At 37.5% G+C, this 25,432-nt stretch carries 18 protein-coding genes; 2 read left to right on the top strand and 16 right to left on the bottom strand.

Annotation, left to right across the window (positions count from 1 at the left end):
* Positions 1 to 2: 2 nt before the first annotated feature.
* From ACLIJJ_RS15650 to ACLIJJ_RS15595, 12 genes are all read right to left on the bottom strand, one after another.
* Entirely contained in the window at positions 3 to 515 is a 513-nt protein-coding gene (locus tag ACLIJJ_RS15650; protein ID WP_411411250.1) for a GrpB family protein, read from the bottom strand.
* Between the two features lie 13 nt (positions 516 to 528).
* Entirely contained in the window at positions 529 to 1,113 is a 585-nt protein-coding gene (locus ACLIJJ_RS15645) for an AAA family ATPase (RefSeq protein ID WP_411411249.1), read from the bottom strand.
* Positions 1,114 to 1,287: 174 nt separating this feature from the next.
* Positions 1,288 to 2,529, bottom strand: coding sequence for an MFS transporter (locus ACLIJJ_RS15640; RefSeq protein WP_233315538.1), 1,242 nt, complete (start codon positions 2,527 to 2,529; stop codon positions 1,288 to 1,290).
* 377 nt (positions 2,530 to 2,906) lie between these two features.
* Entirely contained in the window at positions 2,907 to 5,189 is a 2,283-nt protein-coding gene (locus ACLIJJ_RS15635; protein WP_411411248.1) for a glycoside hydrolase family 3 N-terminal domain-containing protein, read from the bottom strand.
* A 14-nt stretch (positions 5,190 to 5,203) separates the two neighbouring features.
* Positions 5,204 to 8,329, bottom strand: a complete 3,126-nt coding sequence (locus ACLIJJ_RS15630) for an alpha-mannosidase (protein WP_411411247.1) — start codon at positions 8,327 to 8,329, stop codon at positions 5,204 to 5,206.
* Positions 8,330 to 8,355: 26 nt separating this feature from the next.
* Complete coding sequence (locus tag ACLIJJ_RS15625; protein WP_411411246.1) at positions 8,356 to 11,460, bottom strand: endo-beta-N-acetylglucosaminidase; 3,105 nt, start codon at positions 11,458 to 11,460, stop codon at positions 8,356 to 8,358.
* Between the two features lie 427 nt (positions 11,461 to 11,887).
* Positions 11,888 to 12,601 carry a hypothetical protein gene (locus ACLIJJ_RS15620; protein WP_411411245.1) on the bottom strand — a complete coding sequence of 238 codons (714 nt, stop codon included), beginning with the start codon at positions 12,599 to 12,601 and terminating at the stop codon, positions 11,888 to 11,890.
* Positions 12,598 to 13,335 (bottom strand): ABC transporter ATP-binding protein, encoded by a 738-nt coding sequence (locus tag ACLIJJ_RS15615; RefSeq protein ID WP_411229167.1) that lies wholly within the window; start codon positions 13,333 to 13,335, stop codon positions 12,598 to 12,600. The genes ACLIJJ_RS15620 and ACLIJJ_RS15615 overlap by 4 nt, the downstream gene beginning before the upstream one ends.
* Before the next feature lie 3 nt (positions 13,336 to 13,338).
* On the bottom strand, positions 13,339 to 14,091 hold the full coding sequence (locus ACLIJJ_RS15610) for an ABC transporter permease (RefSeq protein WP_341080471.1): 753 nt from the start codon (positions 14,089 to 14,091) through the stop codon (positions 13,339 to 13,341).
* Complete coding sequence (locus ACLIJJ_RS15605) at positions 14,088 to 15,011, bottom strand: ABC transporter ATP-binding protein (RefSeq protein ID WP_341080469.1); 924 nt, start codon at positions 15,009 to 15,011, stop codon at positions 14,088 to 14,090. The genes ACLIJJ_RS15610 and ACLIJJ_RS15605 overlap by 4 nt, the downstream gene beginning before the upstream one ends.
* 49 nt (positions 15,012 to 15,060) lie before the next feature.
* Entirely contained in the window at positions 15,061 to 15,969 is a 909-nt protein-coding gene (locus ACLIJJ_RS15600) for a hypothetical protein (protein ID WP_341080467.1), read from the bottom strand.
* An 18-nt stretch (positions 15,970 to 15,987) separates the two neighbouring features.
* A complete protein-coding gene (locus ACLIJJ_RS15595; RefSeq protein ID WP_341080465.1) occupies positions 15,988 to 17,124 on the bottom strand; it encodes a ThiF family adenylyltransferase in 1,137 nt (378 codons plus the stop codon).
* A 474-nt stretch (positions 17,125 to 17,598) separates the two neighbouring features.
* Here ACLIJJ_RS15595 and ACLIJJ_RS15590 point away from each other — a divergent pair, with 474 nt between their 5' ends.
* Positions 17,599 to 18,309, top strand: a complete 711-nt coding sequence (locus tag ACLIJJ_RS15590) for a LytR/AlgR family response regulator transcription factor (RefSeq protein ID WP_341080464.1) — start codon at positions 17,599 to 17,601, stop codon at positions 18,307 to 18,309.
* A 137-nt stretch (positions 18,310 to 18,446) separates the two neighbouring features.
* Complete coding sequence (locus tag ACLIJJ_RS15585) at positions 18,447 to 19,601, top strand: sensor histidine kinase (RefSeq protein ID WP_411411244.1); 1,155 nt, start codon at positions 18,447 to 18,449, stop codon at positions 19,599 to 19,601.
* A gap of 156 nt (positions 19,602 to 19,757) precedes the next feature.
* On the opposite strand, the gene ACLIJJ_RS15580 is transcribed toward ACLIJJ_RS15585, so the two are convergent.
* From ACLIJJ_RS15580 to ACLIJJ_RS15565, 4 genes are read right to left on the bottom strand one after another with little or no spacing between them, the layout of a single operon-like run.
* Entirely contained in the window at positions 19,758 to 20,672 is a 915-nt protein-coding gene (locus ACLIJJ_RS15580) for an ROK family protein (protein WP_411411243.1), read from the bottom strand.
* A gap of 4 nt (positions 20,673 to 20,676) precedes the next feature.
* On the bottom strand, positions 20,677 to 22,062 hold the full coding sequence (locus ACLIJJ_RS15575) for a glycoside hydrolase family 1 protein (RefSeq protein ID WP_411411242.1): 1,386 nt from the start codon (positions 22,060 to 22,062) through the stop codon (positions 20,677 to 20,679).
* Between the two features lie 20 nt (positions 22,063 to 22,082).
* Positions 22,083 to 23,588 carry a response regulator gene (locus tag ACLIJJ_RS15570; protein ID WP_411411241.1) on the bottom strand — a complete coding sequence of 502 codons (1,506 nt, stop codon included), beginning with the start codon at positions 23,586 to 23,588 and terminating at the stop codon, positions 22,083 to 22,085.
* The gene (locus ACLIJJ_RS15565) at positions 23,581 to 25,365 is read right to left on the bottom strand and encodes a sensor histidine kinase (protein WP_233315545.1); all 1,785 of its coding nucleotides are present in this window, start codon (positions 25,363 to 25,365) and stop codon (positions 23,581 to 23,583) included. The genes ACLIJJ_RS15570 and ACLIJJ_RS15565 overlap by 8 nt, the downstream gene beginning before the upstream one ends.
* Between the last annotated feature and the right edge of the window lie 67 nt (positions 25,366 to 25,432).

The raw sequence follows: 25,432 nt of genomic DNA, 5'->3' as shown, positions 1-25,432 counted from the left end.
ACTTAATCTTTCGTTGCTGCCAATTCAATTATTTTCCTAATAAACGGTCCTTTTCGGTCTGTATAAGCATGGCGGTCAAATTTATGTATATGTGCCAGTTCTTCTTTGAGGGAAGCATACTCCCTAAGTGCTTGCGAATGTTGGCGGAGATAATTACGAAAAAGTAATTTATCTCGCCATTCTGTACTGCCATATTCACAAATATGAAGATGGCAAATCCCTTGTCCCCACGGTCCTTTTCTAAAGAATTTTCTATCTGTAAACTCTGGTTTAGGCACATATTCATATTCTATTTCCATTAAGGTTGGTACCCATTTATCCACTTGCTCTAAATTAGGTACCCCTGCCATGATATCAATGATGGGCTTGGCTGTTAATCCTTTTATAGAGGTGCTGCCAATATGTTCAACTTCTATTACACCATCTATCGCGTAACGGATTCTTTTTTTCTCCCATTCAAATTGTTGTTCCCAATCAGGATTGTAAGGTTGAAGCTCGACGACTGATACTGTCATATTTTTATCCCGCCTATCTATCTCGTAATCTCAACTTAAAATGATCCCATTTTTTTCTTAAGAAGCTGCGATTATCAGGCAGCAGTTGAACATCTGACAATGCCGCAATTGTTTTAGCTGCTACAGCTACTGTGATATTATCTGTATTAATCCGATTTTCAAATACACTATTAGAAAGGCCTTCCATACAGCGGTCAATTTGATTTATTGCCCAGGAAGCTTTTCTTTCGCCCCTCCCCTTTAGCCGACTAACTAAGGTGGGCTTGGAAGCCCACAATACATAGTGATGAATGGTGACACCTTCTTTTCTTAATTCACCAATAATTTCAGAAAAGTAGACAGAATTTACTATCGTCATCGGCACGATGATGACTCCCTTATATTCCTTATTAATATAAGATAATAGAGAATGATTAATCGTACGCCACATTGGCATGTCTTGAAAATCCGCTTTAAAAGTAGATGCAGGCAAATTTTCCCGCAAAAAATAACCGGCATTTTCTGGGTCATAGATACATGAGTTTGGTATTCTTCTATGTAACTCGTGTGCAGTTTGTGTTTTCCCAGCTCCAAATGCTCCGTTTATCCAAATTATCATCCTGCCACCCTGTCCTATATTTTACTAGAAAAATTTTTATGAAAACCTGCTGATGTTTGACTGCAAATTTAGAATTCTGATTAGATTATATCTAAAAATAACATTAGTGTTAAATATATACTTCCTTACTGTTATAACATGAAAAGGGCGAAGATTCATTCTTCGCCCTTCTAATTAAGATTCTGTTACAGCAGGCTGCCCTGCTTCAATCAATGCCTTGTTGCGGCTTAAGAATATTGTGAGAATCAAGATGAATAAACCAGTGCCTACCAACAGCCATTCGATATCAACAACATCTGCGAGTGGTCCGAAAATAAGCATGCCGATTGGCATCATAGAAGTAGAAATCATTCCCATTACACCAAAGACCCTGCCTAAATACTCTTCAGAAATTTTTTCTTGTAATAGTACTGTTGTAGGAGTATTAAAGATTGGCATTGCTGCCCCAAACACTCCCATGAAGATTAAATACAGCCAAAATGCCGGAGCAATGCCAAGTGCCAATGTACATGCTCCCATAATAACGCTTGCGAGTGTCATTGTACTGATTTTGTTGGAAAAACCGCCCCATGCAGCAATGATTCCTCCGCCGGCAATCATGCCGATTGAAAAAGCAAGTTCAATCGCAGTCAGCTGCCAAACATCACCGCCAAAGCTTCGCGTTACCTGAAGCGGTGTTAAGAATGCGGCTGGTGCCATTAACACGAAGAAGATGGCAAAGAATAAAAAGAAGGATTTAAGAAAACTGTTGTTGTTTATATATTGCAAGCCTTCTTTAAAATCAGCAAAATAACTTGTCGTCTGCTTTACAGCAGCTTTTTCATGAACAGCAATTTTCACAAATGTCAGCATCGTAAAAATTGCAATAGCGGCAGTAATAACATCGATAAAAAAGATTATCTCAATAGTCGTATTAGCTAACAGTGCAGCACTGACCATCGGTGAAATGAACATAATAACAGCTTGAATGCTGCCATTTGCTCCATTTACTTTTGTAAGCTTTTCCTTTGGAACCACTTGAGGCAAAATCGCTGCAACAGAAGGCGTTTGAATTCCTGTTCCAAATGCACGAATCGCCGCCATCACAAAGAGGAGCCAAATCGAATCAAATCCCATCATAAAGAGAATCGCCAGTATTAAAGTCGAAAAGGCGATTAATCCGTCTGACACGATAATCAGCATTTTTCGATTATACCTGTCTGCCCACACTCCTGCGATTGGCGACAGAATAAAGGTCGGAATGAAGCCGCAAATAATATAAAGTGTCATCATAAGACCTGATTCTGTCGTTAAGGTGATATGCCACATAATCGCATATTGCACAAGTGACGAACCAAATAGAGAAATCGTCTGACTGCTTAAGAAAAGAATAATATTTCTTAACCACGACTTCTGTTGATCATTAACATTGTTCATTTATTTCACTCATTTCTTCCCTTTATTATGCTTCACCTACATTTACTAAAATTCGTTTTTTTCTATATATATTGGTTCGAAGACAAATGAAAAAGAGGACAGACATATCCCCTTTTTCAAACAACCGTTAAATAAGGTTTTCTTAAAAATAGACAGACCAATCCTTTAGCTATAAACATAGGTTTTAGCATTCAAACGTATTCCATTAACGAATGAACTTCCCTTATCTTAATCTCATGGATGCTGTCAAAAGAAAAACCTCCATTTCCTATGTAGTTATTCAATCATACCAAATACAGCCACCCCTTTCAAGCGCTTCCATTACTGAAATAAGAGGACTAACCAGTTAATGTCAGTCCTCTTTTATATCTGTTCAATCAGCAGATACTCAAGTCTAAACTTAAGCAAGTAACAGGATTGCCAACCTCAATTTCACATGATCCTTGTTCCACTTTATAGATGTTCTGACTGCTGAAAACTTGTAATTCTTCCTTCCCAAGTTCAAACGTAACTTCTTTTGTTTCCCCAGCGTCAACCCAGACCTTCTTAAAGCCTTTTAATTCCTTTACCCTTCGCGTAATACTAGAGCCCTTTCCCTTTATATAAAGCTGTATTACGTCATATCCGGCTCGTTCTCCTTTATTAGTGACGTCTACAGTTAGGGAGAATTTCTCCCCTGCTGATAATTGACTGACTGACAGCATTTGTCTTTCTGCTTGCAGATTTTTGTAGTCGAATTGTGTGTAAGATAAGCCAAAGCCAAAGGGATACAAGGCACTGCCAGACATATCAAAATAGTCTTTCTTGTATCCTCCTTCTTTGTAGTTATAAAAAACTGGCAGCTGTTTAGACGACCTTGGGATAGAAACAGGTAAACGACCGCTCGGATTGACATCCCCAAATAAAATCTCCGCAATCGCCTGACCACCCATTTGTCCAGGGTACCAAGCACTTATGACTGCCTTAGCGTGTTCTGCTATCCAGGAAATAGCATGAGGCCTGCCTTGAACGAGCACCACCGCAATCGGTGTGCCTGTTTCCATCACTTTTTTGAGGAGCTGCATCTGCTGCCCTCCCAGCTCTAAATCAGCTGTATCCACATTTTCTCCGCAATCCATTTCTTCCTCGCCAGTTGTATCGATAACCGCTCCGTTTACGTCAAATTGGGCATCAAAATTTCTTGCACTTGATCCGCCTACAACAACTATTGCTACATCTGAAGCTTTCGCTAAATCAACTGCTCTTTCTATTCCTTCCTCATCATGAGAACGAATACCGCAGCCTTGTTCATAAACAACCTCTGCCTCTTTCATTAGCGCAGTTATTCCTTTCAGGACTGTTATCACACTGCCTTCTCGTTGAAACGGTGTGTAATCGCCAAGCTGATTATAGACAGAATCTGCGTTAGGGCCGATTACAGCAATTTTACTAATAGTCTTTTTAAAAGGCAGAATTCCCTCATTTTTTAACAGCACAATCGACTGCCGAGCAGATTCCAGGTTAATTCTCTCATTATTCTCCTTCGTCTTGCTTTGTGCACGATTCATATAAGGTTTATCAAATAACCCCATTTTAAATTTGAGAGTTAAAACCCTTCTTACCGCATCATTCAGCTTTTCTTCACTGACTAGCCCCCTTTGAACGGCAGCTTCTAAAGCGGGATACACATCATCCCAAAGACTTATATCCACTCCATTTTCAAGTGCTAAAGCAGCTGCTTTTTCTTTGCTTTCCGTTAATGAGACTAAATTGTCAAGAGCACAGCCATCCGCCATTACCGCTCCTTTAAATCCAAATTCCTTGCGCAGAATCTGATTGAGGAGATAGCCATTGGCATGACAGGGAATTCCATCAATTTCATTGTAAGCTGCCATACAGGCTAGAGCTCCATACTTTATGGCAGCTATCATTGGCGGCAGATGAATTTCTCGTAATTCTCTTTCACCGATTGATGCCGGAGCAGCGTTCTTTCCACCTAGTCCGTTACCTTGTGCGGCAAAATGCTTTAAAACAACAGCCATTTTTTCAGCGGGAATAAATTCACTTTTCTCTCCTTGCATCCCTGATACAACCGCCTCTGTTAACCGGGATGCAAGATAAGGATCTTCACTGAAGCACTCTTCAGATCTGCCCCATCGTGGGTCACGAATAATATCTAATGTGGAAACTAAAGCTAAATGGGCGCCTTTTGCCCGAACTTCCTCTGCCACTGCTGCCATTAATTTTTCATGCAGCTCTGGGTTCCATGTCGCACCTATTCCTAAATTAACAGGCGTAATCAGACTGTCTAAGCCTTGATGGCCGTGGGAGCATTCCTCCGAAAGCAGGACAGGAATGCCCAGCCTTGTATGCTCCTTTACATATTTCTGAATCATATTGGCTACATCAGCACTTGCATCCTTTGTAATGCCATTGTCAAAATGGACAGCTGACCAAGGGTCGGATCGGAATAACCCATAAAGCACTCCGACTCCATCCCATATGCGAACATGCTCTTTAAACTTCTCTGTGAGGATATAACCTGTGTCAGTTTTCTCGTATACTTCCCAGCCATACAGCTTCTGATTAACCTGACCGACCTTCTCCTTTAAACTCATGTTTGCTAACAATGCTTCTATTTCATGATTGATTGTCTCATTCTCCATATTAGAATGACTCATCCCCCTCAATACCGTTATAAATTAACGACGATCGTTTTTACTTCAAATGGCTTTAAGTTTAAGGACAGCCTGTTCTCTTGTACAAAGATTTCTGTCTGTTTCTCTTCCAGCAGATTTGTTTCATATGCCGAGAGAATATTCCGAGCAAATGATACATGAATCTCCCCTCTGCCGCCGCTTGACTCATACATTCTTAAAGTGAGACTCTTGCCGTCCTCTGACTGTTTAACTGTATCAAGGATGACGTGGCTGGATTCTGTTTTTATAAAAGAAGAGCAACTAGGCAAAGTTCCTGGATGGGCAGAAGCACGGTAAATAACAGCAGGGTGATTCAGCTCATATCCTTCCTTAACAACGGCCCCTTCTCTCCAGTCGCCTTTATGTGGGAAAAACGAATAAGTGAATTCATGATAACCAATGTCTGCCCCTTTATCTGGCCATTTAGGTGCCCGCAGCAAGGACAGACGCAACACATTTTGCTTTACATCATAGCCGTACTTGCAGTCATTCAGCAAACTGACACCATAACCAGATTCGGAGAGATCGGCAAAGCGATGGCCGCACACCTCAAACTGGGCTTTCTCCCAGCTTGTATTAGTATGTGTGGCTCTTTCTACTGAGCCGAACGGAATTTCAAACGTAGCTTTGTTACTCATTACATCAACAGGGAATGCAACCTTTAATAATTTGTGCTGCTCCTGCCAATCGACCCTAGTTTGAAAATCGATTCGTTGATTGTGGTGATATAAAATCAGCTCTTGTTCAATAGTTGACTGTGAAAGCTGCCATTTAAAGTGAATGATATCCTTTGTTGCTCCTTTTCGGATGCTTTGTTCTAACAGAGTAACCGTTTCTGCCGACTGATTTGCAAATTCAGGGTCGATATCCCAAGCATCCCAAAGCATCGGGCGGTCATGGAACAGCTGCAATTGATTGGCGAAAGCACCATTAGGCAAGATTTCACGCTTGACCTTTTTATCGTATAAACGGGAAATTTCTCCTTGCTCATTCCACTCTATATGATAATATTCCGTCTTCCATTGGCGAACGTTCGCCTCTTCTACTTTACTTCCCTGTTTCTCCAAATCTTTTAACCAAATCACTTGATAACCCATTTCTGGGATTTCTGGAACGTAAACAGATAACTCTATGCGACCATCTTCTAATAGAATAATGTCTGTGGGCAGCTCTTCACCATCCCGAGTTACTGCTCCCTTTCCTGCCAATTCTAGTCCACCTGATATTTTCACTGTCTCCGACCTTTTCCAGGACAAGCTGTTAAAGAGAATAACTGGTATTCCATCACCTTCTGTGTCTATTTGCTGTTCCAGCACATGGATAGCTTCTTGTTGCACCTTTTCACCACAGGCAAAGATTTCCTTATAGTCAGCCTCAGAATCAACGTACACCTCAGGAATGGAAGATCCAGGGATAATGTCATGAAATTGATTGAAAAGAAGATGCTTCCAGCCTTGTTCCAATGACGAAGCTAGCTTCACTCCAGCGAAGTTTATAGCTGCGCTTCCCCAAATTTCCGCATCCCGGTATAGCACCTCTGCCTTTCGGTTCCATTTCTTATTTCTGGCATGGGTCGTGTATGTTCCGCGATGGAGCTCCAAATACATATCCCCAACCCATGTCGGCAAGGACGGATTGGACTTCGTTATTTCATCGAAAAATTCATGGGCTGTGCTGTTTACGACGGCTGGCAAGCCAGGCAAAGACGAAGACCGATCAATATAATCAATCATTTCTTGGGTAACACCGCCGCCCCCATCTCCATGGCCGTATAGCAGCATCTGCTTTGAATGGAGATTTTTTTGCTTATAACTATCCCAATGTGTCTTGATTTCTTCAGGATGGGTATATTCATTTAAGCCATGATTTAAGAAGGAAAGGATGCGCGTCCCATCAATTCCTTCCCAGTAAAATAAATCGAAAGGAAATGGATTGGTATCATTCCAATTCATCTTGGATGTCATGAAATAGTCAATGCCAGCACTTTTTAACAATTGCGGCAGTGATGCACAATAGCCAAATGTATCTGGGAGCCACTCAATTCTTGGCTGTTTGCTGAATTCTTCCTTGTAAAACTTCATTCCATAGAGAAGCTGACGAACTAATGATTCACCAGACGGCATATTTAAATCAGGCTCTACCCACATCCCGCCGACGACTTCCCAGCGCCCATCAGCAATTTGCTTTTTAACCCTTTCATAGATTTCAGGGTAATGCTCCTTTACGAAAGCATAGGCTTGAGGCTGGCTTTGAGCATAAGTAAAGCTCGGATTCTCATCAAGCAAGGTGCTCATTGTTGAAAATGTTCTGCTGCATTTACGAATCGCTTCCTTCACAGGCCATAGCCATGCCAAATCAATATGAGACTGACCTACCATCAGCATTTGACCTGCCGTACTGCTCGTCAACATATTTAACTTTTTCTGTAAGTCAGCCTCCATGTCAGCAATTAATAACTGATTCGTAAATGCTTCCGGCTTTTCTGACAGAATTCTTTTTTCAGCTTCCTGCAATGCCTCGATGATTTTAACTCGATCACTATCATCTTCCGGCAGTAATTTTGCAGTTTCATAGTAGCATTTCACAGTAGCCAGTAAACTTTGAACACCTGTATTTATTAAATCAAGGCTGGCTTTTAAAAGATTCAAGGGCGGCGGGTCGAATTCTGCTGGTTCATTTTGATAATTTAACTCATCGAGTGTTTGGCCAGCGTAATTATATAGTTCAATTTTTATGTTAACCTTTTCTTCCCCGCGAACCTCCTCTGGAAACGGAACATAGCATCGGTTGCGGTCAATACCGTGATGCGGCATGCCGTTTAATGAAACTAACCCTTCATGAAGAGTCCGGCGGTCCTTTGCACCAGAAAGGAATGTAAGTCCAAACGGCCGATTCTGCCAATCAGCTGGAATGGTTATCTCCTTTTCCAAAAGCATTGTGGCGCCTGCATTAATCAACCAGTCACCTTCATTTATAAGAACAGTATCGTCTGATTCAAATTCATACTCTCCCGGCTTAACATAGATGCCGCGCTTTGCTTGCCAATCATTGATCGAAATAGATTCCAAAAGCACATAATTCGATAAATGTTGAATAAAACGCTGAACCCTTTGTAATGTCAAAATCTTTCCCTCCTAATCTATCACTCTTACTTCTTCCAATTTCTTAGGAAATAATCAGCATTAGCTTTTAACCTATTCTTCGTGTCTTCTGAAACATTTTTCATTTCTTTATCGTTTAATTCATCCTTAAACTTATTAAGGCTGGTTGCTGCCTGCTTTAAACGGCCGCCGTCATAATGTTTCTTTGCAGCAGTTAAGGTTTTTGTCAGCTGCTCACCTGACTTATTATTCAATTCTCCACTTTCAACAAGATCATTAATCATACTGTAAAGATTATCTAATGTGGTTCTAATAACAGTACTGGCTTTGTTGCCAGAATAATCTTCCAGCACAAATTCTAAACTGCTGTCTGTTGCTTCCGTTTCAAAGGTGAGCTCTTTCGTATGTGTGCGGCCGCGGACAATATAAGGTTTGTGTCCTTGACTGTAGGTAGTATCAAATGTTTTCGCTTCACCGTTTTCATAGACATACAGATAGTGCCAATCCCTTGATTCAGGTAGTCCCCATGTAACAGAATTCCCTTCTATCGTCACTTTTTCTGCTGAATAAGCTTCAATGGATTTATCAAAGAACGTGCCTCTGTAGCTAATCCAGTCATTGCTGCCGACTTTTATTTTAATAAGATATTTATCACCGTTAATTGGCATGTCAGGCAGTTTCACTTCTGTTTTGCCGTTTTTCACAGTGACTGTTTCGTTTACTTTCTTCGCATAGTCGTACTCTGTAGCAATATTGATAGAAATCTTACCGTCTATGTCCATTGGATTTTTCCAGGACACTACCATATCGCCGTTATCTGATTGCACGGTTTTAATATTACTTACACCTTTTGTTAAGTCGTAATGCACTGCTGCAGGGTCGCTTTCTTGACCGTCCTGACTCACAGCCGTCAACGTAATTTCACCAGATAGACTTTGCAAATTCTTCAGGTAAAAGACTTCATCGTATATGCCGCCGACATAAACTCCATTATTATAGACATTGTATTGCTTCACATTATCGTAAGCTTCCATATCCCATGAAATATTCATTTCATTGGAGTCCCGTAAAGCTTTTGTAATTTTCAGCCCTGTTGGTGCCTGCGGTTTCTTAATAGAACCGTCACTTATTTTCACTTGCCCAATATTCATTTGATAATCATCGATTTTTTTATCGCCGTTAGCAAAATGGATGCCAAAGGATGCAATTTCTTTGCCAGCAAAATCAGCTAAATCAAGCTTAGCGGTTACCCATCCTGCTGTTTTCTTGCCGGAATCAGGAACTTTTACTTTCACAACCTTGTCTGGATTGTCCTTGAAAATGAAGCCGACACTCATTTCAGACGAATCGTCTGGCGATGTTTTATTATAAGTAAGGGAAAATTCTGAGCCCTGTTTAACTTGCAAATCAGTCTTATAAAGGTGTAAGAAGTTATCCGCATCTAGTGCGCCATTTACGACTAGCGAGCTGCCGCCATTAAAGGCACCGACTTTTTCATAGCTGTATCTTGAACCTGCATTATACTCAGGACCAAAATCAAAATCAGCCTGAAGCGGCGTACCTGTTGTTTCCAGCCACCACTGCCATGTCACTGGAATATCTTGAATATTAATATTGGACCATTCTTCTGCATTGCTTACCTTGCCATTGACATAATAAGCCTGACCGCGGCCCATATTAAAATCAGACACAAAATTGGCACCTTGAATCACGCTGCGCTCAGCGATATATGCCGCAACACCATCCCAGTTATCGCCTTTGGCTGCTACATCTGAAAGCTGTGCATTTGCGTTTCTTCCCGTTTTCGTCGGGTCCAAATTTGGTCCTGACCACCAAGCACGATCACGGATAAATGACATCCATTGATAATCACTGTCATTGCGTCGATTTGTATCTTCCCCGCCAAGATCTTCATCCAAGCCGTGATGCGTAAAATCAGACCCCAGCATAGCAATACTATTTAACGGCTTTCCGTTGCTGTCCAAATTATTTCGCAAATCATTACGCTGCTTATTAAACCTGTCGCCGCCCGCTTCAATTCCAGCAAACACTGTCTTCAATGAATCTAACCCTAGACTTTCGGCGTGTGCTTTAGAATTCACCATTTTTTGTTTGTTCCATAAGTAATTTAAGAAAATCGAGTTAGCCAAATCACCATACTGCTCATCCTTTACAAACGGACTATTAACTGCCGTAAATTCATTTTCATACCTCGTTTTGCCAGTAGTATTATGAACAGAATCGTACCATTGCACATACAATCCTTTGTCTCTTAACACCTTTAAAAACTCTTTATAAACAGGTATATCCTTCACAGCTACCCCTGAGCTAGCTTCTTCCTGGTTAAAGAAATAACCGTCATAACCATAATATTGAGCCATCTCTATCAGCTTTTCAGCAACAGGAAAGTTACCTTTCTTATCCTTTACCAGCATTTGTGTATACGTTTGCGGTCCCCTGTCATTGCTCGAGAAAAAAATAACCGCCAGAGATTTAACCCCGTTTTTATGTGCGGCATTTGTATAAGCAGGATTCGGAATATTAAGTACTCCAAATTCAAACCATCTTTCATACCATGGCAGGCTCGGATTATATAAGTAATTCGGCACATCAGCTGACGCTGTACCATGCCAATAAGAATAATAGTCAATATACTGCCAGTACGGGAATGTATATTGACCGAATTTATTCGTATACGCTGTGCTGTCCATAAAAGCATTGCCATAATCACCAGCAAGATTTAACATTTGTGTCTCAGAGCTTACATTTGGGTTAGCCTGTGTAGCAGAAAATGCCTGATTACGTTCTTGTAAAGGAACTCGTGACCGCAGCATTTCCGCATTTTTATCCGCTTCAGGTGTCCATTCTAAAATGTCATTCGCTGTATAACCGTGTTGAGTTGGCTGATTTAATCCAGTTGCACTGTCACCTGTGTATGGCAAAGTATCTCCCGCCAAAGCTGTAGACAAGCCTGTTTGCAAAGTAAAAAGCAACGAAACTGTGACGATTAGTGTTTTTTTAGTTTTTCCGAATCGCGAAAACATCCATTGTCCTCCTTTATTTTTACTACTGTATGTGATAACAAAAGAAGTTAAGTGAACGCTTTTTTGTTTAACCATTTCTGCAAAGTACTCACCACGTATTTCGTCCATGTTTGGAATAAGTGCTACTCTCCCCCCTTTTGAGACGTTATTTTCAATAGATGCCTAAATAAAATGTAAACCCTTACATAATTTTACCAGGACTATACTTCTCATCCTATTGGTAAAAGCATAGATTCATTGGTTAAAATAAAGAACTGTTTTTGCTGGGAGCAGACTTATGAAGGGGCTTCAATAGCGGAGAAACGCGTACACCCTTTTGATGGCTCCAAAAATGTCGGGAAAACCAGTACGAAGGGAAACCTATTATAAGGTTGATCAAATGACAGGCAGAAGTTTGACTTAAATTTGCTTTAAATTAATAAGAATAGAAATTGACGGAAGCTTATCGGAAAGAACCTTTAACAGCAGAAGTCATTATTTGAGGTGAATGCTTCTGAAAAGGTTCTTCCCATACTTATATCATTCTAATTAGCAACTATACAACATCCTCATTTTCAATCCGAACTCCCGCATATACAATGATGAAATAGATTAGAACTGTTAAAGCTATCGCAACTAGCAGACAGAGAAATACGTTAGCTGCAAAGGACATTGCAATTAAATTTCCTAAAATAACAACCAGTACTATACTAGAAACAATCGTTGCTGGCAGTGATGAAAAACGAATACCAATAACCCCAGAAAATAGAATAACAACCAAAGTTATCAACGAACTAGCTATAGAGCTGTTTATTGCCATTAATAAATTTGAAAATATTCCTTCTCCAGAATTCACAATAGGAAAAACAAACTCTACTAATAAAAAAATGACATTCGAAAGAACAAGTCCTAGGAACTGAAATTTTAAAAATACCAATACGAAGCATTTTACTTTTAATAAAAACAATTTCTTTCTGCCATATGGATATAAATAAACACGAATACGATTCTCTCCAATATAATTTTCAATAATAATTGTATTAAGCAGTACAGCACCGTATATAGCTAGAATACACATTGTTATTGTACTAGCTAAGCCCCCAATACCCGATATATTTTTTAATATATCACTTGAGGAGTCGCCAGACTCAAAGTGACCAACAATCGCAAAGAAGAATAGAAATACTAATTGTGATAGGAAAGCTATTAAAAAAATAGTATACCTAATAGGTGTTAGCTTTCTCTTCTCATAATTATAGTGTCTCTTCATCTCCGTTCTCCCTCCACATGTGCAACAGTTTTTGATTTCTCATAATATTGGAGCAATCCACCTTCAAAATCTCGAACAATATCTCCCATCTTTTGATTCGAAGTTGTTGTGCCATTCTTCATAAAGACTACATTAGTTGCTAAATCTTGCAGTTCACTTAATGAATGACTCGTTATAAGAACACTATTCCCCATTGCAGCAAACGCTTTTAAAATATCTTTTATTAGCTTAATTCCATCCACATCTAACCCATTAAAAGGTTCATCAAGTATTAATATTTTCGGTTGATGAGCCAAGGCTAAACTCAATAATAAACGTTGTTTCATGCCTAAGGATAGGTTTTTAGCTAAGCTGTTCATGGAAACTGGCAACTCAACTTTTTTTAATAAATCTTGGATAGCTCCAGTTGTATTTACTTCATAATAGTGAAAGTGCTCATTAAATACTTGTTCAACGGTTAATTTTCCGATGATTAACGGGAACTGTAAAACTGTGCCTATCTCTCTTAAAAGGTCATTGCGTGTAATAGTAGACATTTGTTGTCCATTAATTAGAATGTCGCCAACATCTTGCTTCAAAAGACCTAAAATGCATTTAATTAAGGATGTTTTTCCTGCTCCGTTAGGACCGATTACTGCGCAAATCTCGCCATTATCAACCCTTAAATTTGCATTATTTAATAATCCTTGATTCTCAATTGTTTTATATAAATTTGTTACATTGATTCTTTCCATTAATTACTCTCTCCTCGACAATGCAATTAATGATAACAGCATAGTAACTATTCCCCAGATTGATACCACCACTACATCCCGAATAGAAACTGTTCCATTGTTAAATAAAGTCGATCTAATAAGCTTACTTGCTGGCACAAATGGCAGATTTTCGTAAATCACTTTTGTCCATATCGGCAATCTATTTGTTGGATACAAAATAGGCGAAAAGAGTAAGCCACCAATCATAATTATTTGCGTGACTAAGGCAACAATGTTTGCCGAAAACCAATAGGCTATGGCAAATCCAATACAAATCATACTAATTTGTATAATAGCGATAGCTAATAAACATTGTATAGAAACTTCAATAGTTAAATGAAATCGAAAAATCGCCGCTAAACAACTCATAAAAATTCCCGGTAACGAAGCAAGACCCCATATAATAATGTCAGCAAAAATAATATTTAAACGATAGACTGGTAAAGTTTTTTGATAATAGATAATTCCTTCTTGCTTAGCTGTGTTTATAATTTGGCCTGATAGTACACAACCAACAGCAATTATTCCCAATGTGATTGATCCAGAAGATAGATAAATAGCTGTTTCTTCATCTATATCTGGAAGCATTAGTGCTAATCCATATACTATTGCTAACGAAAGAACTATCTGTGCAAATGAAAAAACAACTAATAGATGCTTATGACGCAATATACTCCACCTAATCAAACTTATTAATTGATTAGAAATCGGATTCTCAATCAGATTATCCCTCATGTCTTTAGACCTCCGTAAGAATATTCCAGAGAAATCGGAGAAAGTTTATAGTTAGAAATCCTCCCCAACTTAAGCAATTGCAGTGCCCAATCCAATGTATTTAAAATTTGCTCTGGATTTAAAATTAAATCTGCTCTAAGCTCTTTTTCTGTATATTTAATCTCTATATCTACAGGTATTTCACTTAAAATATCAGTATCTAGAATAAAGATACTTAAAAGACTTACGGATTTTGCTGGATATGATCGGAGGTCTGATTCTTTAATAACTTGCCCCTCTTCTAGCATGATGTATCTATCTGCATACTGTTCTATTTCAAGTAAATTATGAGATACAACAAGAACAATATGCCCGTTATTAGCGAGTTTTTTCATATATTGCCAGATTAACTTCCGACGTATTGGATCAACATCATTTGTCGGTTCATCAAATAACAAAATTGGTGATGGAGAAACTACAGTCATCGCAAAGGAAGTTAGTCTCTGTAAACCTCCAGAAAGTTTATCACCCGAATGTAATGCATAATTCTCAATTTGTAAATCTTTCAAGAGACTATTCACTATCGTTTGCATTTCTTTACTTCTTCCACCACGAATTAAAAAAATCGATTCAACCGCTTGTTTCATCGTAACACCATTTAATGGTGCTTGAAATTGAGGCATTAAAGAAACAAAAGCTCTTGCTTTTTGTGGATTATCAATAATATTTACTTTATTAAATTGGATTACTCCAGAAGTTGGTTTTACCAATCCTAAAATTTGGTTTAACAGCGTTGATTTCCCAGCACCATTATGCCCTATTAACGCAACAACCTCTCCAGCCTTAAACGACAAGGTAATGTCGAAATTAGCCACAATTCTATTTTTTTTATAAACCTTTTTCAATGATATTATCTGTAAATTATTTTCTTGTTGTGCCATAGCCACCTCGATAAATATCTGACTTATTTAATTGCTTATTCTTAGAGACTTAATTAGCAAAGTATCTATAAATACTCAAAAAAAAGGGTAAACACCAGAATATTAAAAGGAGAATATTGATGGTATAACCTATAAACTTAAGAATCCTCATTAATCTTTTTTCTTTCCTTTGCTCTAAAGAATTATCAGTAAGTGCAGTCATATCACCAAATAATGGGTTGTCCAACAATGTTTGAAAGATTAATTGACCATCACATTTTTTGTGAAAACGAAATTGCCACAAAATCCGAACCCACAAAACAGCCGATGTCACTATTAAAATCCAATTTGCAATAAAAACTTGTGTTACTGTAACTATTGCTAATAGGAATAAATCCGAAATTAAACCAGCTGATAAAGCAATAAATCTGGGGAAAAGTGACCAAACCCATATATGTGACATTGAAACGGTTGCTGTCGATTTTATAAATCGTATCTTAATTATATCTTTGGATCTCTTAGCAGAATTCGAGAAAAAAATATGCATATACTCATGTAAAAGACTTGATAATACAGAGACAAAAATAACAAACAGAAAAGTATAAAAAAAGTGCACATTTTGTGCTAATATTTTATTGCCAGTTGGAATTCCACCAGTAAAAGGAAGAGCAAATATAATAATAATAAGCGAAAGTATACCAACTAATAATGAAAGCTTCCGATAAAAGTTCCACCTGGTTGTAGTTTGTTCAATTGGGAGTATGTTCGCTTCCTCATCAAATTTCCGAAAATACCCACTTTCTTCAAATAATGATCGTACATCTGGATTACAGTTATTTAAAAACATGGGATTTTTTATTAATGAGTCAGCAATTTCTCTATCAACAACTAGTGGAATGGAATCGGAAGCTATAATAACAGCTTTTCCATTTTTTAAATTTCTACTTGCTATGTGTTTTACAATCATTTTACTTGGCATACTTTCACCGCACTTTAATTATTTCTTGTTCTCATAATATTGAAATATTTCCCAGTCGTAAATATTCCCATTTCCACAGGTTGGACATTGTTCTTCATATCTATTCCAAGTGGGATGAGTAAATGAAGAACCATCTTCAAAATTTATTTCATATTGCGTTCCCAAACTTCTAGGTTGAGCATAACCAGTTATTACTCTTACTGCTTCATCGACTATAGCTGCAGTCAACTGGTAAATCCCAGGTGCATATGCAACAGTTGGTGGAGAAAAGTTAATATTTCTAAAACCTATAAATTGTTCAACAAATTGTGGATCATTTATGCTGTATTGCAAGTTTAGACAATCGAAACAACCAGTTACCTTAGGTAGAACTGTAAAAATTCTTCCGCGACTTACTTGAGAAGCCCCAAAAACACAAGGTAAATTAGTACGAACAATTGCTTGATTTACAATTCTTTGTGCTATGAATGGTGGTTCATCAATAGCACAGATTACTAAATCTATTCCTTCAGCCAAAGTTATCAAATCTTCTGGTGTTGTAATTTTAAGATTATGTGCTTCTATTTCTATTGTTGAGTTCATTTCTTTGAAAGCTTGTTGTGCTACTTCCGTTTTAAGTTTACCAATGTCTTTTTCCCGATATATCAGCTGCCTACCTAAGTTTCCTTCTTCAACGATATCATAATCTACAATGATAACTTTCTTTGGACCTAATCCAGCAAGAAGAGTTAGAATATTTGAACCTCCACCTCCAAGACCTAATAACAAAATTGATGTTTCATTTATTTTTTGTTGAATGTCAAAACGTTTTCTTCTAGTTCCAATAAATCGACTAAAATAATTTACATTCGGTTTGTAACGTTCAGGAACTGTTTTTTCAACATCTAGATGTGTTTCTTCAATAAAACCTTCTTCATCCAATAACTGGATTCCCTCTAAAATATCTGTTACGGTTAGTTCTGGAAACAATTCTCTAACTTCATTAAAGATTTCTTTAATATCGCGTCCATCCAACCTTTTTGCTAACTCCCACATCTGCTGATCTGGATCATTAAACTCTGCTGTAATGCCAAGCTGCGCTCCAATTCTAAATTCGTCTTGATTTAATCTATACAATGGATAAATTGGTTTAATCCGAGGGTTTTTATATTTCATAGTTCCTCTCCAAAAATGTTATCAGTTAAATAGATAGCACTAAGTTAATGATATTTTCACATAGATTATGGTCTGATATACCAACTTAGTGCCAATTTTTGCGTTGTGCCATTATCTACATTAGAAAATAATCCACCATGCTGTAGCTTCTACTTTGGACGCACGCCGTACTGTTACTTTTTTCATATTTATCACCCCCTCATCCTCTACAGAAGGATTCGTAAATTTGCAACAAAGTTATTCTATTATTTGAGTATCTTTCTTCTACGAAAAACACTTTAACGAACATACTTTGTCCACATACGCGAAGAATATCACAAATACTCTTCTCTCTATAAAGCGAGTAATAATTGTCCATTTATATGTAATAACCTAAATACAATAAAAAATATGTGCAATAAATCACAAAGGATGATTGCTAAAATGAAACGGCTGGGGGTAAAATGGAGTTGCATATTACAGGAGGTGTTAAGATTGTTAAATATAGCAATATGCGATGATGTCTTTGAGGTCACTAGCCAAACAGAAGTCCTTATAAAAAGATATAATCCGAATTTTTCTGTTGATGTTTTCTATAATGCAACCAAACTTATAGAAATACTTCCAAAATCAAACTACCATTTATTCATTTTAGATATTGAATTTCCTGAGAGTTCTGGTTTGGAAATAGCAAGCAGAATCCGTGAATTTGATGTTAATGTTCCTATCGTTTTTGTAACAAGCTACGATAATTATGCTATGGAAGTTTTTAAGCTACATACATTTGATTTTATCTTAAAACCTTTGACAGAACAGGAGCTATTCCCCGTTTTAGATAAGGTTATAAAATACCTTAACTTTGAAGAGAAACACTTCGTATTTCAATATAATAAAGTGGACTATTCTCTTCCACTACAAGAAATAGTCTATTTCGAAAAAAGAATGCGAAAAGTATTAATCCACACAATAGATGAAGAACACTCCGTTATGATGACAACCAGAGAACTAATATCTAATTTAGATGATACCTTTGTAAGAGTTCATAATTCCTACATTATTAATATTCGTTTTGTTAGGGAAATTCGAAACGATTACCTTACACTTAATATGGAAAAAGGTTCAGACATTTGGGTTCCGATCAGTAAAAACTATAAGACGACAGCAAGAAAATCAATATTGCTTAAATTGAGAGAAAAAATACGATGATTCTATTAATAATATTAAATTTATGTGCTCATATCCTTCTAGCAAATTATTTTTTCTCCAATTATAATAAAATAAAAAGAAGTTACCTCTCTAAAATAAATATATAATTACTGGCTCTTCTTCTTATTTTTTGTGTAATGCGCTTTATTGTTTCTATTCAAATTGTCCCTTTTCTAAATATTGCTATAACCATATTCATTTTAATAACAGTAGGTGTCAGAAATTATGTCCCTTTAAAAAAAGCAACTTTTTGGGCAACTGTTCTCCTAGTTATATCAATAGGATGTGAATATGCAGGTTATTTAATTCTCTCTTATTTCTTTCCATTTGAGCAAATTTCACCATTTGATTTATTATTTGTTTCTGCAAGTACAAGTGTTTCTACTATAATAGAACTAATTTGCATTGTACTTATAAAACTAAAAGTTTATGAAAGAAATAGGTCCAATCACAATTTAGATCTATTTAAAGTCACAGCTCTAACCTCTATCCCCTCCGTATCCATACTTACGTTATGTGTAATATTTATTAATGAAATAAGCACAAAAAATCTTCCACATACATTAATTCCACTTATGTTTATTGGGATAGTATATATGAACTTATGTATCTTATATCTTTACGTGAGCTTATCAAATCATTATGAGAAGTTTGTTCAAACTACTATACAAAATAGGACACTAGCGAATGAAATGAAATTTTATGATCAAGTAAAAAAGTCACAAACTAAAATCCAGGCCATTAACCATGATTTAAAAAATCAATATTTGGTGCTTTTAAGCAAATTACAAAAAGGAAAAGTTGAAGAAGCAATTAATTCTATCAGCCAATCGCTTTCTGCTTTGACAAATGATTGCACTAACATTTTTACTGAAAATCATACTTTAAACTTTTTGTTAAATGAAAAATATACATATGCAAATTCAGAAGGAATAGAATTAAATATTAAAGCCTTTTTGCCGAGAAAAGTCAATTTACATGACGATGTGCTAGTGGCCATATTTGGAAATCTATTAGATAATTCTATTCATGCATGCAAACGATTATCAGTAACTGAACATAAGGAAGTAACTTTAGAAATAGATTACTTCAAAAATAACTTAACAATTGAAATATCCAATAATTTTGATACAACAGAAATTTATACACGTAAAAATCGATTGGTTGAGGGAATAGGGATACGAAATGTCATTAAGGCTGTTGAGGAAAATGGGGGGATATATGAGCAATGGACAACAGGAGAACTCTATATTGTGAGTATAGCATTACTTAATATTACTTATGAGGAATAATTGGGACAGGCTGCCTGCAAAGGCGATATCTTTCCCTTTCGTTTCTTCTAGTGTTAAGTATTAAATGGATATATTTATATCTTTTTTCGCATCCATAAAAAATAAAACCCACCTATATTCAAGTGCATTTCAGCACTTAATATAGGTGGGCAATTATCAATACTTGGTATTAAGAAAATGAAACAACGCTCCGACTAAATTTGCATCATTTCCAAACTGACAAGCTTCCACTTCTATTTGTAATGTAGAAACATCATTTCGCAGCTGCTGTAATTCACGGTTAATTCCTTCTATTACTTCTGGACGGCTGCTGACTCCGCCGCCAATTAGGATTTTTTCAGGGTCGAGGGCATATTTCAAATTATATATACCGATGGCAAGCCTTTTATAAAATTCAGCAATGCATTCTTTGGCAATCGAATCGCCTTCTTTTGCTAAGCGGAATACAGCTTCTCCATCGAATGTTCCTTCTTCTAGCTGTTTTCTCTTTTTTACTTCCTCTACTAGAGCATTCGTGGAAGCTGCAAGGCTCCATGTGCCTTGTAGTGGCTCTTGTGCTGGTGCTCCCATTATCATGCAGCCGAACTCTCCGCCGTGAAGATTGGCGCCGCGTAAAATGGTTTGATTGAGGACGATACTGCCGCCTATTCCTGTTCCTATTACAATACAAATATAGTAATCTGTTGCTTTGGCTGCTCCTAACCAGCCTTCTGCCAAGGCTGCACAATTCGCGTCATTTTCTATTACTGTCCGAAGTCCGGTCTTTTCTCTGATGAGTGCTGTCATGTTTACCCCATGTATATAGGGGATAGCGCTCGCTCCGCCAATATAACCTGTTTTTATATCGACCGCCCCTGGTGAGCTTACTGCTATTCCTTGCAACTCAAAGTCAGCAGCATTTTCCTCTGCTACTCTTTGTATGGTCTGCAAGAAACTGTCCAGTCCATCCTTAGGTGTTGCCAGCTTGCCACTTCTTAGTTTTCTGGCAGACTCATCCATTACTGCGTATTTGATAAAGGTGCCGCCAATATCGAATACCATATAGGCTTCCATCAGAATTTCACTCTCCATTCTGTTAAAATCCGTTATTTTCTGCCAGCTGCTTGTACCATCGCCCTGATTTTTTCACAGTACGTTTCAGGCTATTCTTTAAATCTACCTCTACAAATCCGTAGCGGTTCTTATAAGCGTTTGTCCATGACCAGTTATCCATAAATGTCCACATATGGTATCCAAGACAATTGGCTCCTTCCTGTATACCTTTATGCACCCATTGCAAATGCTCTCTCACAAACTCAATTCGGTAATCGTCCTCAATATATCCTGCGTCATTGCGGAACTTTTCCTCCCCTTCAACCCCCATACCATTTTCTGAGATGAAAAAAGGTATGTTATCATAATTATCACGAATATCAATCATAATATCGTAAATTACTTCCTCTGCAATCTCCCAGCCGCGGTGGGGATTGATTTTTCGGCCTGGCATAATATAAGGATCAAATAGATGTTCAGGCATAAACGGAGCATTTTCTGATTCTTGGGTTTCTTTCGCTTTTACGCGGCGAGGCTGATAGTAGTTCACTCCTAAAATATCAATCGGATTATTGCGGATTACCTCCAAATCATCGGCCTCAACAGGCGGAAGCAACTCTCTTGCTTGTAAAATTTCAACCAATTCACGAGGATATACCCCCTTTGTGACTGGGTCGAGAAAACTGCGGTTAAAGAATACATCTGCAATATGAGCTGCTGCCCTATCTTCTTTGTCCTCGCTTCTTGGATAAGAGGGTGTTAAGTTAAGAATAATGCCGATTTTCCCAGCTAACTCTAATTTTCTAAATGCCTCGACGGCTTTTGCATGAGCGACAATGGTATGATGGGCAACGATGGCCGCCCGCTTAAAATCAGTTACATTAGGATAATGCAAATCATATAAATAACTAGCCTCGACAGGCACAATTGGTTCATTGAAGGTAAACCAATACTTCACACGATCGCCAAATAACCGAAAGCAGGTAGTAGCATAGTTCACATAGGCATCAATCACGTTTCGGTTCTCCCAGCCGCCTATTTCCTGCATGCACATTGGCATATCAAAGTGGTATAAATTTATAAATGGTTCGATATCATTGGCCAGCAGCTCATCAATGACCTGATTGTAGAAATCAACAGCCTTCTCGTTTACTTCCCCGGTTCCATTCGGGATTAACCGTGACCATTGGATAGATGTGCGAAAAGAGTTATGACCCGTTTCTTTCATTAACTGAATATCTTCTTTAAATCGATGATAGAAATCTGATGTATGGGTCGGTCCGACGCCATGATGAAAGCATTCAGGATTTTGGCTATACCAAAAATCCCACATACTTTCCTTTCTGCCATCAATCATAGCTGCTCCTTCTGTTTGCGGACCAGATGCCGCACTTCCCCACCAAAATTTTTCAGGAAAAAGATATTTCAAATTTATCACCGCTTCCTTTTTTAAATTTTCCGCCACTCACTCGGAGTTGTGCCAACCATTTTCTTAAATTGCTTATAAAAATAAGTCGTATCAGAATAACCTACTTTTTTCCCAATATCGCCTGCCCTGTAATGAGTGGCTTTCAATAATTCCTTCGCTTTTTCCAAGCGATAACGATTAAGGTATTCTGAAAAGACGACTCCTACTTCCTTTTGGAATAACTGACCTAAGTAAATAGCATTAACATGAAATTGTTGCCCTAGTGTTTTTAAGGACAAGCCTTGGTCAAAGTGAGCATGAATAAAGGTAAGAACATTTTGGACAATTGGACTTCGCAAATGAACATGATTATGAACAGTCAGAATCAGTTCATAGCAATATTCAGTCAAAATATCCCTCATCTGCTCAATATCCGAACTATAGACAATCCGTTCCACAACAGCTGTATAAAGACAAAGATCATCTGGACGCACTGAATAATGAATATAAGAGATTAAATCAAATGTATATTTTTTCGCTACTTGCGGCGAGATAAGATTGTCTTTTTCTGTTAAATTCTTAAAAAATAAATCAACTAGAGCTAACGATTCTTCCTCCGCATTCATAAGCATTTTCACAAGGCAATCTTTGAATTCCTGCTGCTGTTTCTGTTCATCATGCCGATCTAATGCCTGTTTATCTGTAATCAGCACATTAGGTTCTAAATATAACTGCATGGCGCTGCAGTCTCTTGCCATCGCAAAGCTTTCATTTAATTCATCCAGCATTTGAACTGGTTTGCCCATTGCCAAATAAAATAAGCCTATTCTTTTTTGTTCATTGCAGAGGTCAGTCACTAGACGCTGGTTTTGCTTTATTAGTTCCTCTTCACTTGAACCGTCAAATATAATGATGATCTCTTGATTCGGATTATGGAGACATACGGCAGCGTACTGTGTTTCAATATAATGACGGATGTGATTTACAACTTCAGACTGCTGATAATGTTCAATATTTAAGATAGAAACATTATAAAACGGCTTATTAAATTCAATGTTATACAATGCTAATCTTTCCAAGCAATCATGCTGGCTAACTTCCCCTGTCAGAAAGCCCCATAATGTATTATCCAGCATGGTAGTTGAGTCTTTTGTCTGGCTGCCAGCAGTTGCAACCTTTAATTTCTGTCCGACAGATTGCAGTGTTTTTAATAATTCCTCTTCATCAACAGGCTTAACTAAATAATTTTCAATCCCTAATAACAACCCTCGTTTTATATAGTCAAACTCCTGATAACCTGTTAAAACAATACTCTTTGTGTCAGACCGAATGCTTTTAACCTCTTGGATTAAATCAAGACCGGACATTTCTCCCATTAAAATATCCGAAATGAGAATATCAATCGGATTCTCTTTTATATAAGAGAGTGCCTCCTCGCCACTTTCTGCTGTATGTACTATCTCAAATCCGTAATCTTCCCAATCCAAAATCGCTGAAAGTCCTTTTGTAATAATCGGTTCGTCATCTGCCAACAGTACTTTAAACATGGTAAATCCCCTGAACTGGAATGGTTAAAATAACGGTTGTTCCTACTGCTGGACTGCTTTTTACCGAGAGCCCGTATTGGTCTCCATATTTTAGCTTTAAACGCTGATGAATATTTCTTAATCCAATTGATTTCATTTCATCGCCCTCTTCACAATTAATATGATGAACAATTTGGGACAGTTTTTCTTCTGACATGCCCTTCCCATTATCGTCAATCCTGATTTCAATTTTTTCGCCAAGTTTAACGCCGCTAATTGTTAAGAGATTGTCAGTTCGATCCTTTTTAAAGCCATGTACAAAGTAATTTTCAATAATCGGCTGAAGGATTAATTTTTGCACAGGTGTTTGCTCTACTTCCTCTGCTAAATGAAACTGAACCTCCAGCTTATCGGGATGTTTAAACTGCATTAATGTTAAATATTGTTTAACATATTCAATCTCGGTATATAATGGGACAATATCTTTCGATTCCAGTGAATAGCGGAACAGTTTTGATAAATGAAAGGTCATCTTACTGGAAGTTTTAGAACCCTCCAACATTGCCACCATTCTGATGGCTTCAAGCGTATTAAATAAAAAATGCGGATTAATCTGTGCTTGAAGCGCCTTCAATTCTGCCTGCTGCTGCTTTAAGTTAAGTAAATAAAATTGGGCAATATAATTATTTAATTCATCGAGCATGGAATTTATATTAAAGGCAATCTTCGCTAATTCATCCTCTTCATCAGATGCAGGAATCCGTGCAGCCAGGTTTCCCTTTTCCACTTGACGAATGGTCGATACTATTTTGTTAATGCGGCGTGAGTAATTTTGCATAAATGTATAAGACATCAAAATGGCTGCGACTATAAGGAGAATTATGACGACCCACATCGTTCCCCTGACAATCGATAGCTTCTGCCAGCCTTCATTCGTTATGACACTGACAAATGTATAATCACCCTTATTGGCAACTGTATTAATGTAAAATTTTTTTGATTTATAACTTAGCTTCGTTTCATTCGTTTCTTGTTTAAATTGCTGGATTATTGCTGATGGCACACCTTCATTATGAGAATAAATGGTTTTGCCTTCAGCATCCAATAAAAAGAAAGAGGCTGGTGCGCCTTCATCCTTTTGGACCATCTTATCTAAATGTTCAGTCGAGTAAAAGATGGAAATTTCACCTATTTTCTCCAGTGTGACAGGATTATTTATGACCACCTTTTTGGTGATGGTATCCTTTAATCTCCGCCCTTTCGGCAGGCCGGCACTCCTTAAATTTGCTTCAGGTTTGTTCTCCGTTACTTCTGCGTTCTTCATGCTTTCATTCCAGCGAAGATAATTATTGATAAGCAAATATTCTACACTGTGACTATCCAATGAGCGGAGACTGATTGCATTAATATCACTATCTTGACTAAAAAAACCATTAAAATAAGTATCTAGATTGCTAGGAAAATAAGAATGGTCCTCTGTAAAGCGATTAAGGCGATACTCCAAATATTTTCCATATCCGTTATGAAGGGCAAAGGAGATATCATCAATGAGATCTCCTTGAACATAAATATCTCTAATTGCTTTATTTACATCTGAATCCTTGGCAGAAAAATAATCCTCTACCCGTTCTATCGTCCTTGTATTCACATTCACTTCCTTCTGAATGATGATTTCAGAATAATAGTTTGTAATAGTTACAATCAAAATGATAACGGTTACAATTATCGTAATAGAGGACGTTAAAAAAAGCTTATTAAACATCTTTTGCTGAAAGCGGCCTGTTTGTTTTAATTTCATTTTCAATCCCTCAAATATGATAGTTTACCTTTTTTAGTTTAACACAATGGAAAGGATCGAAGATGAG

The sequence above is a fragment of the Niallia laureatilytica genome, from assembly GCF_046613985.1.
GTDB lineage: Bacteria > Bacillota > Bacilli > Bacillales > Cytobacillaceae > Niallia.
Note: the sequence above shows the minus strand (reverse complement) of the source record. Positions and strands in the feature narration are given on the sequence as shown.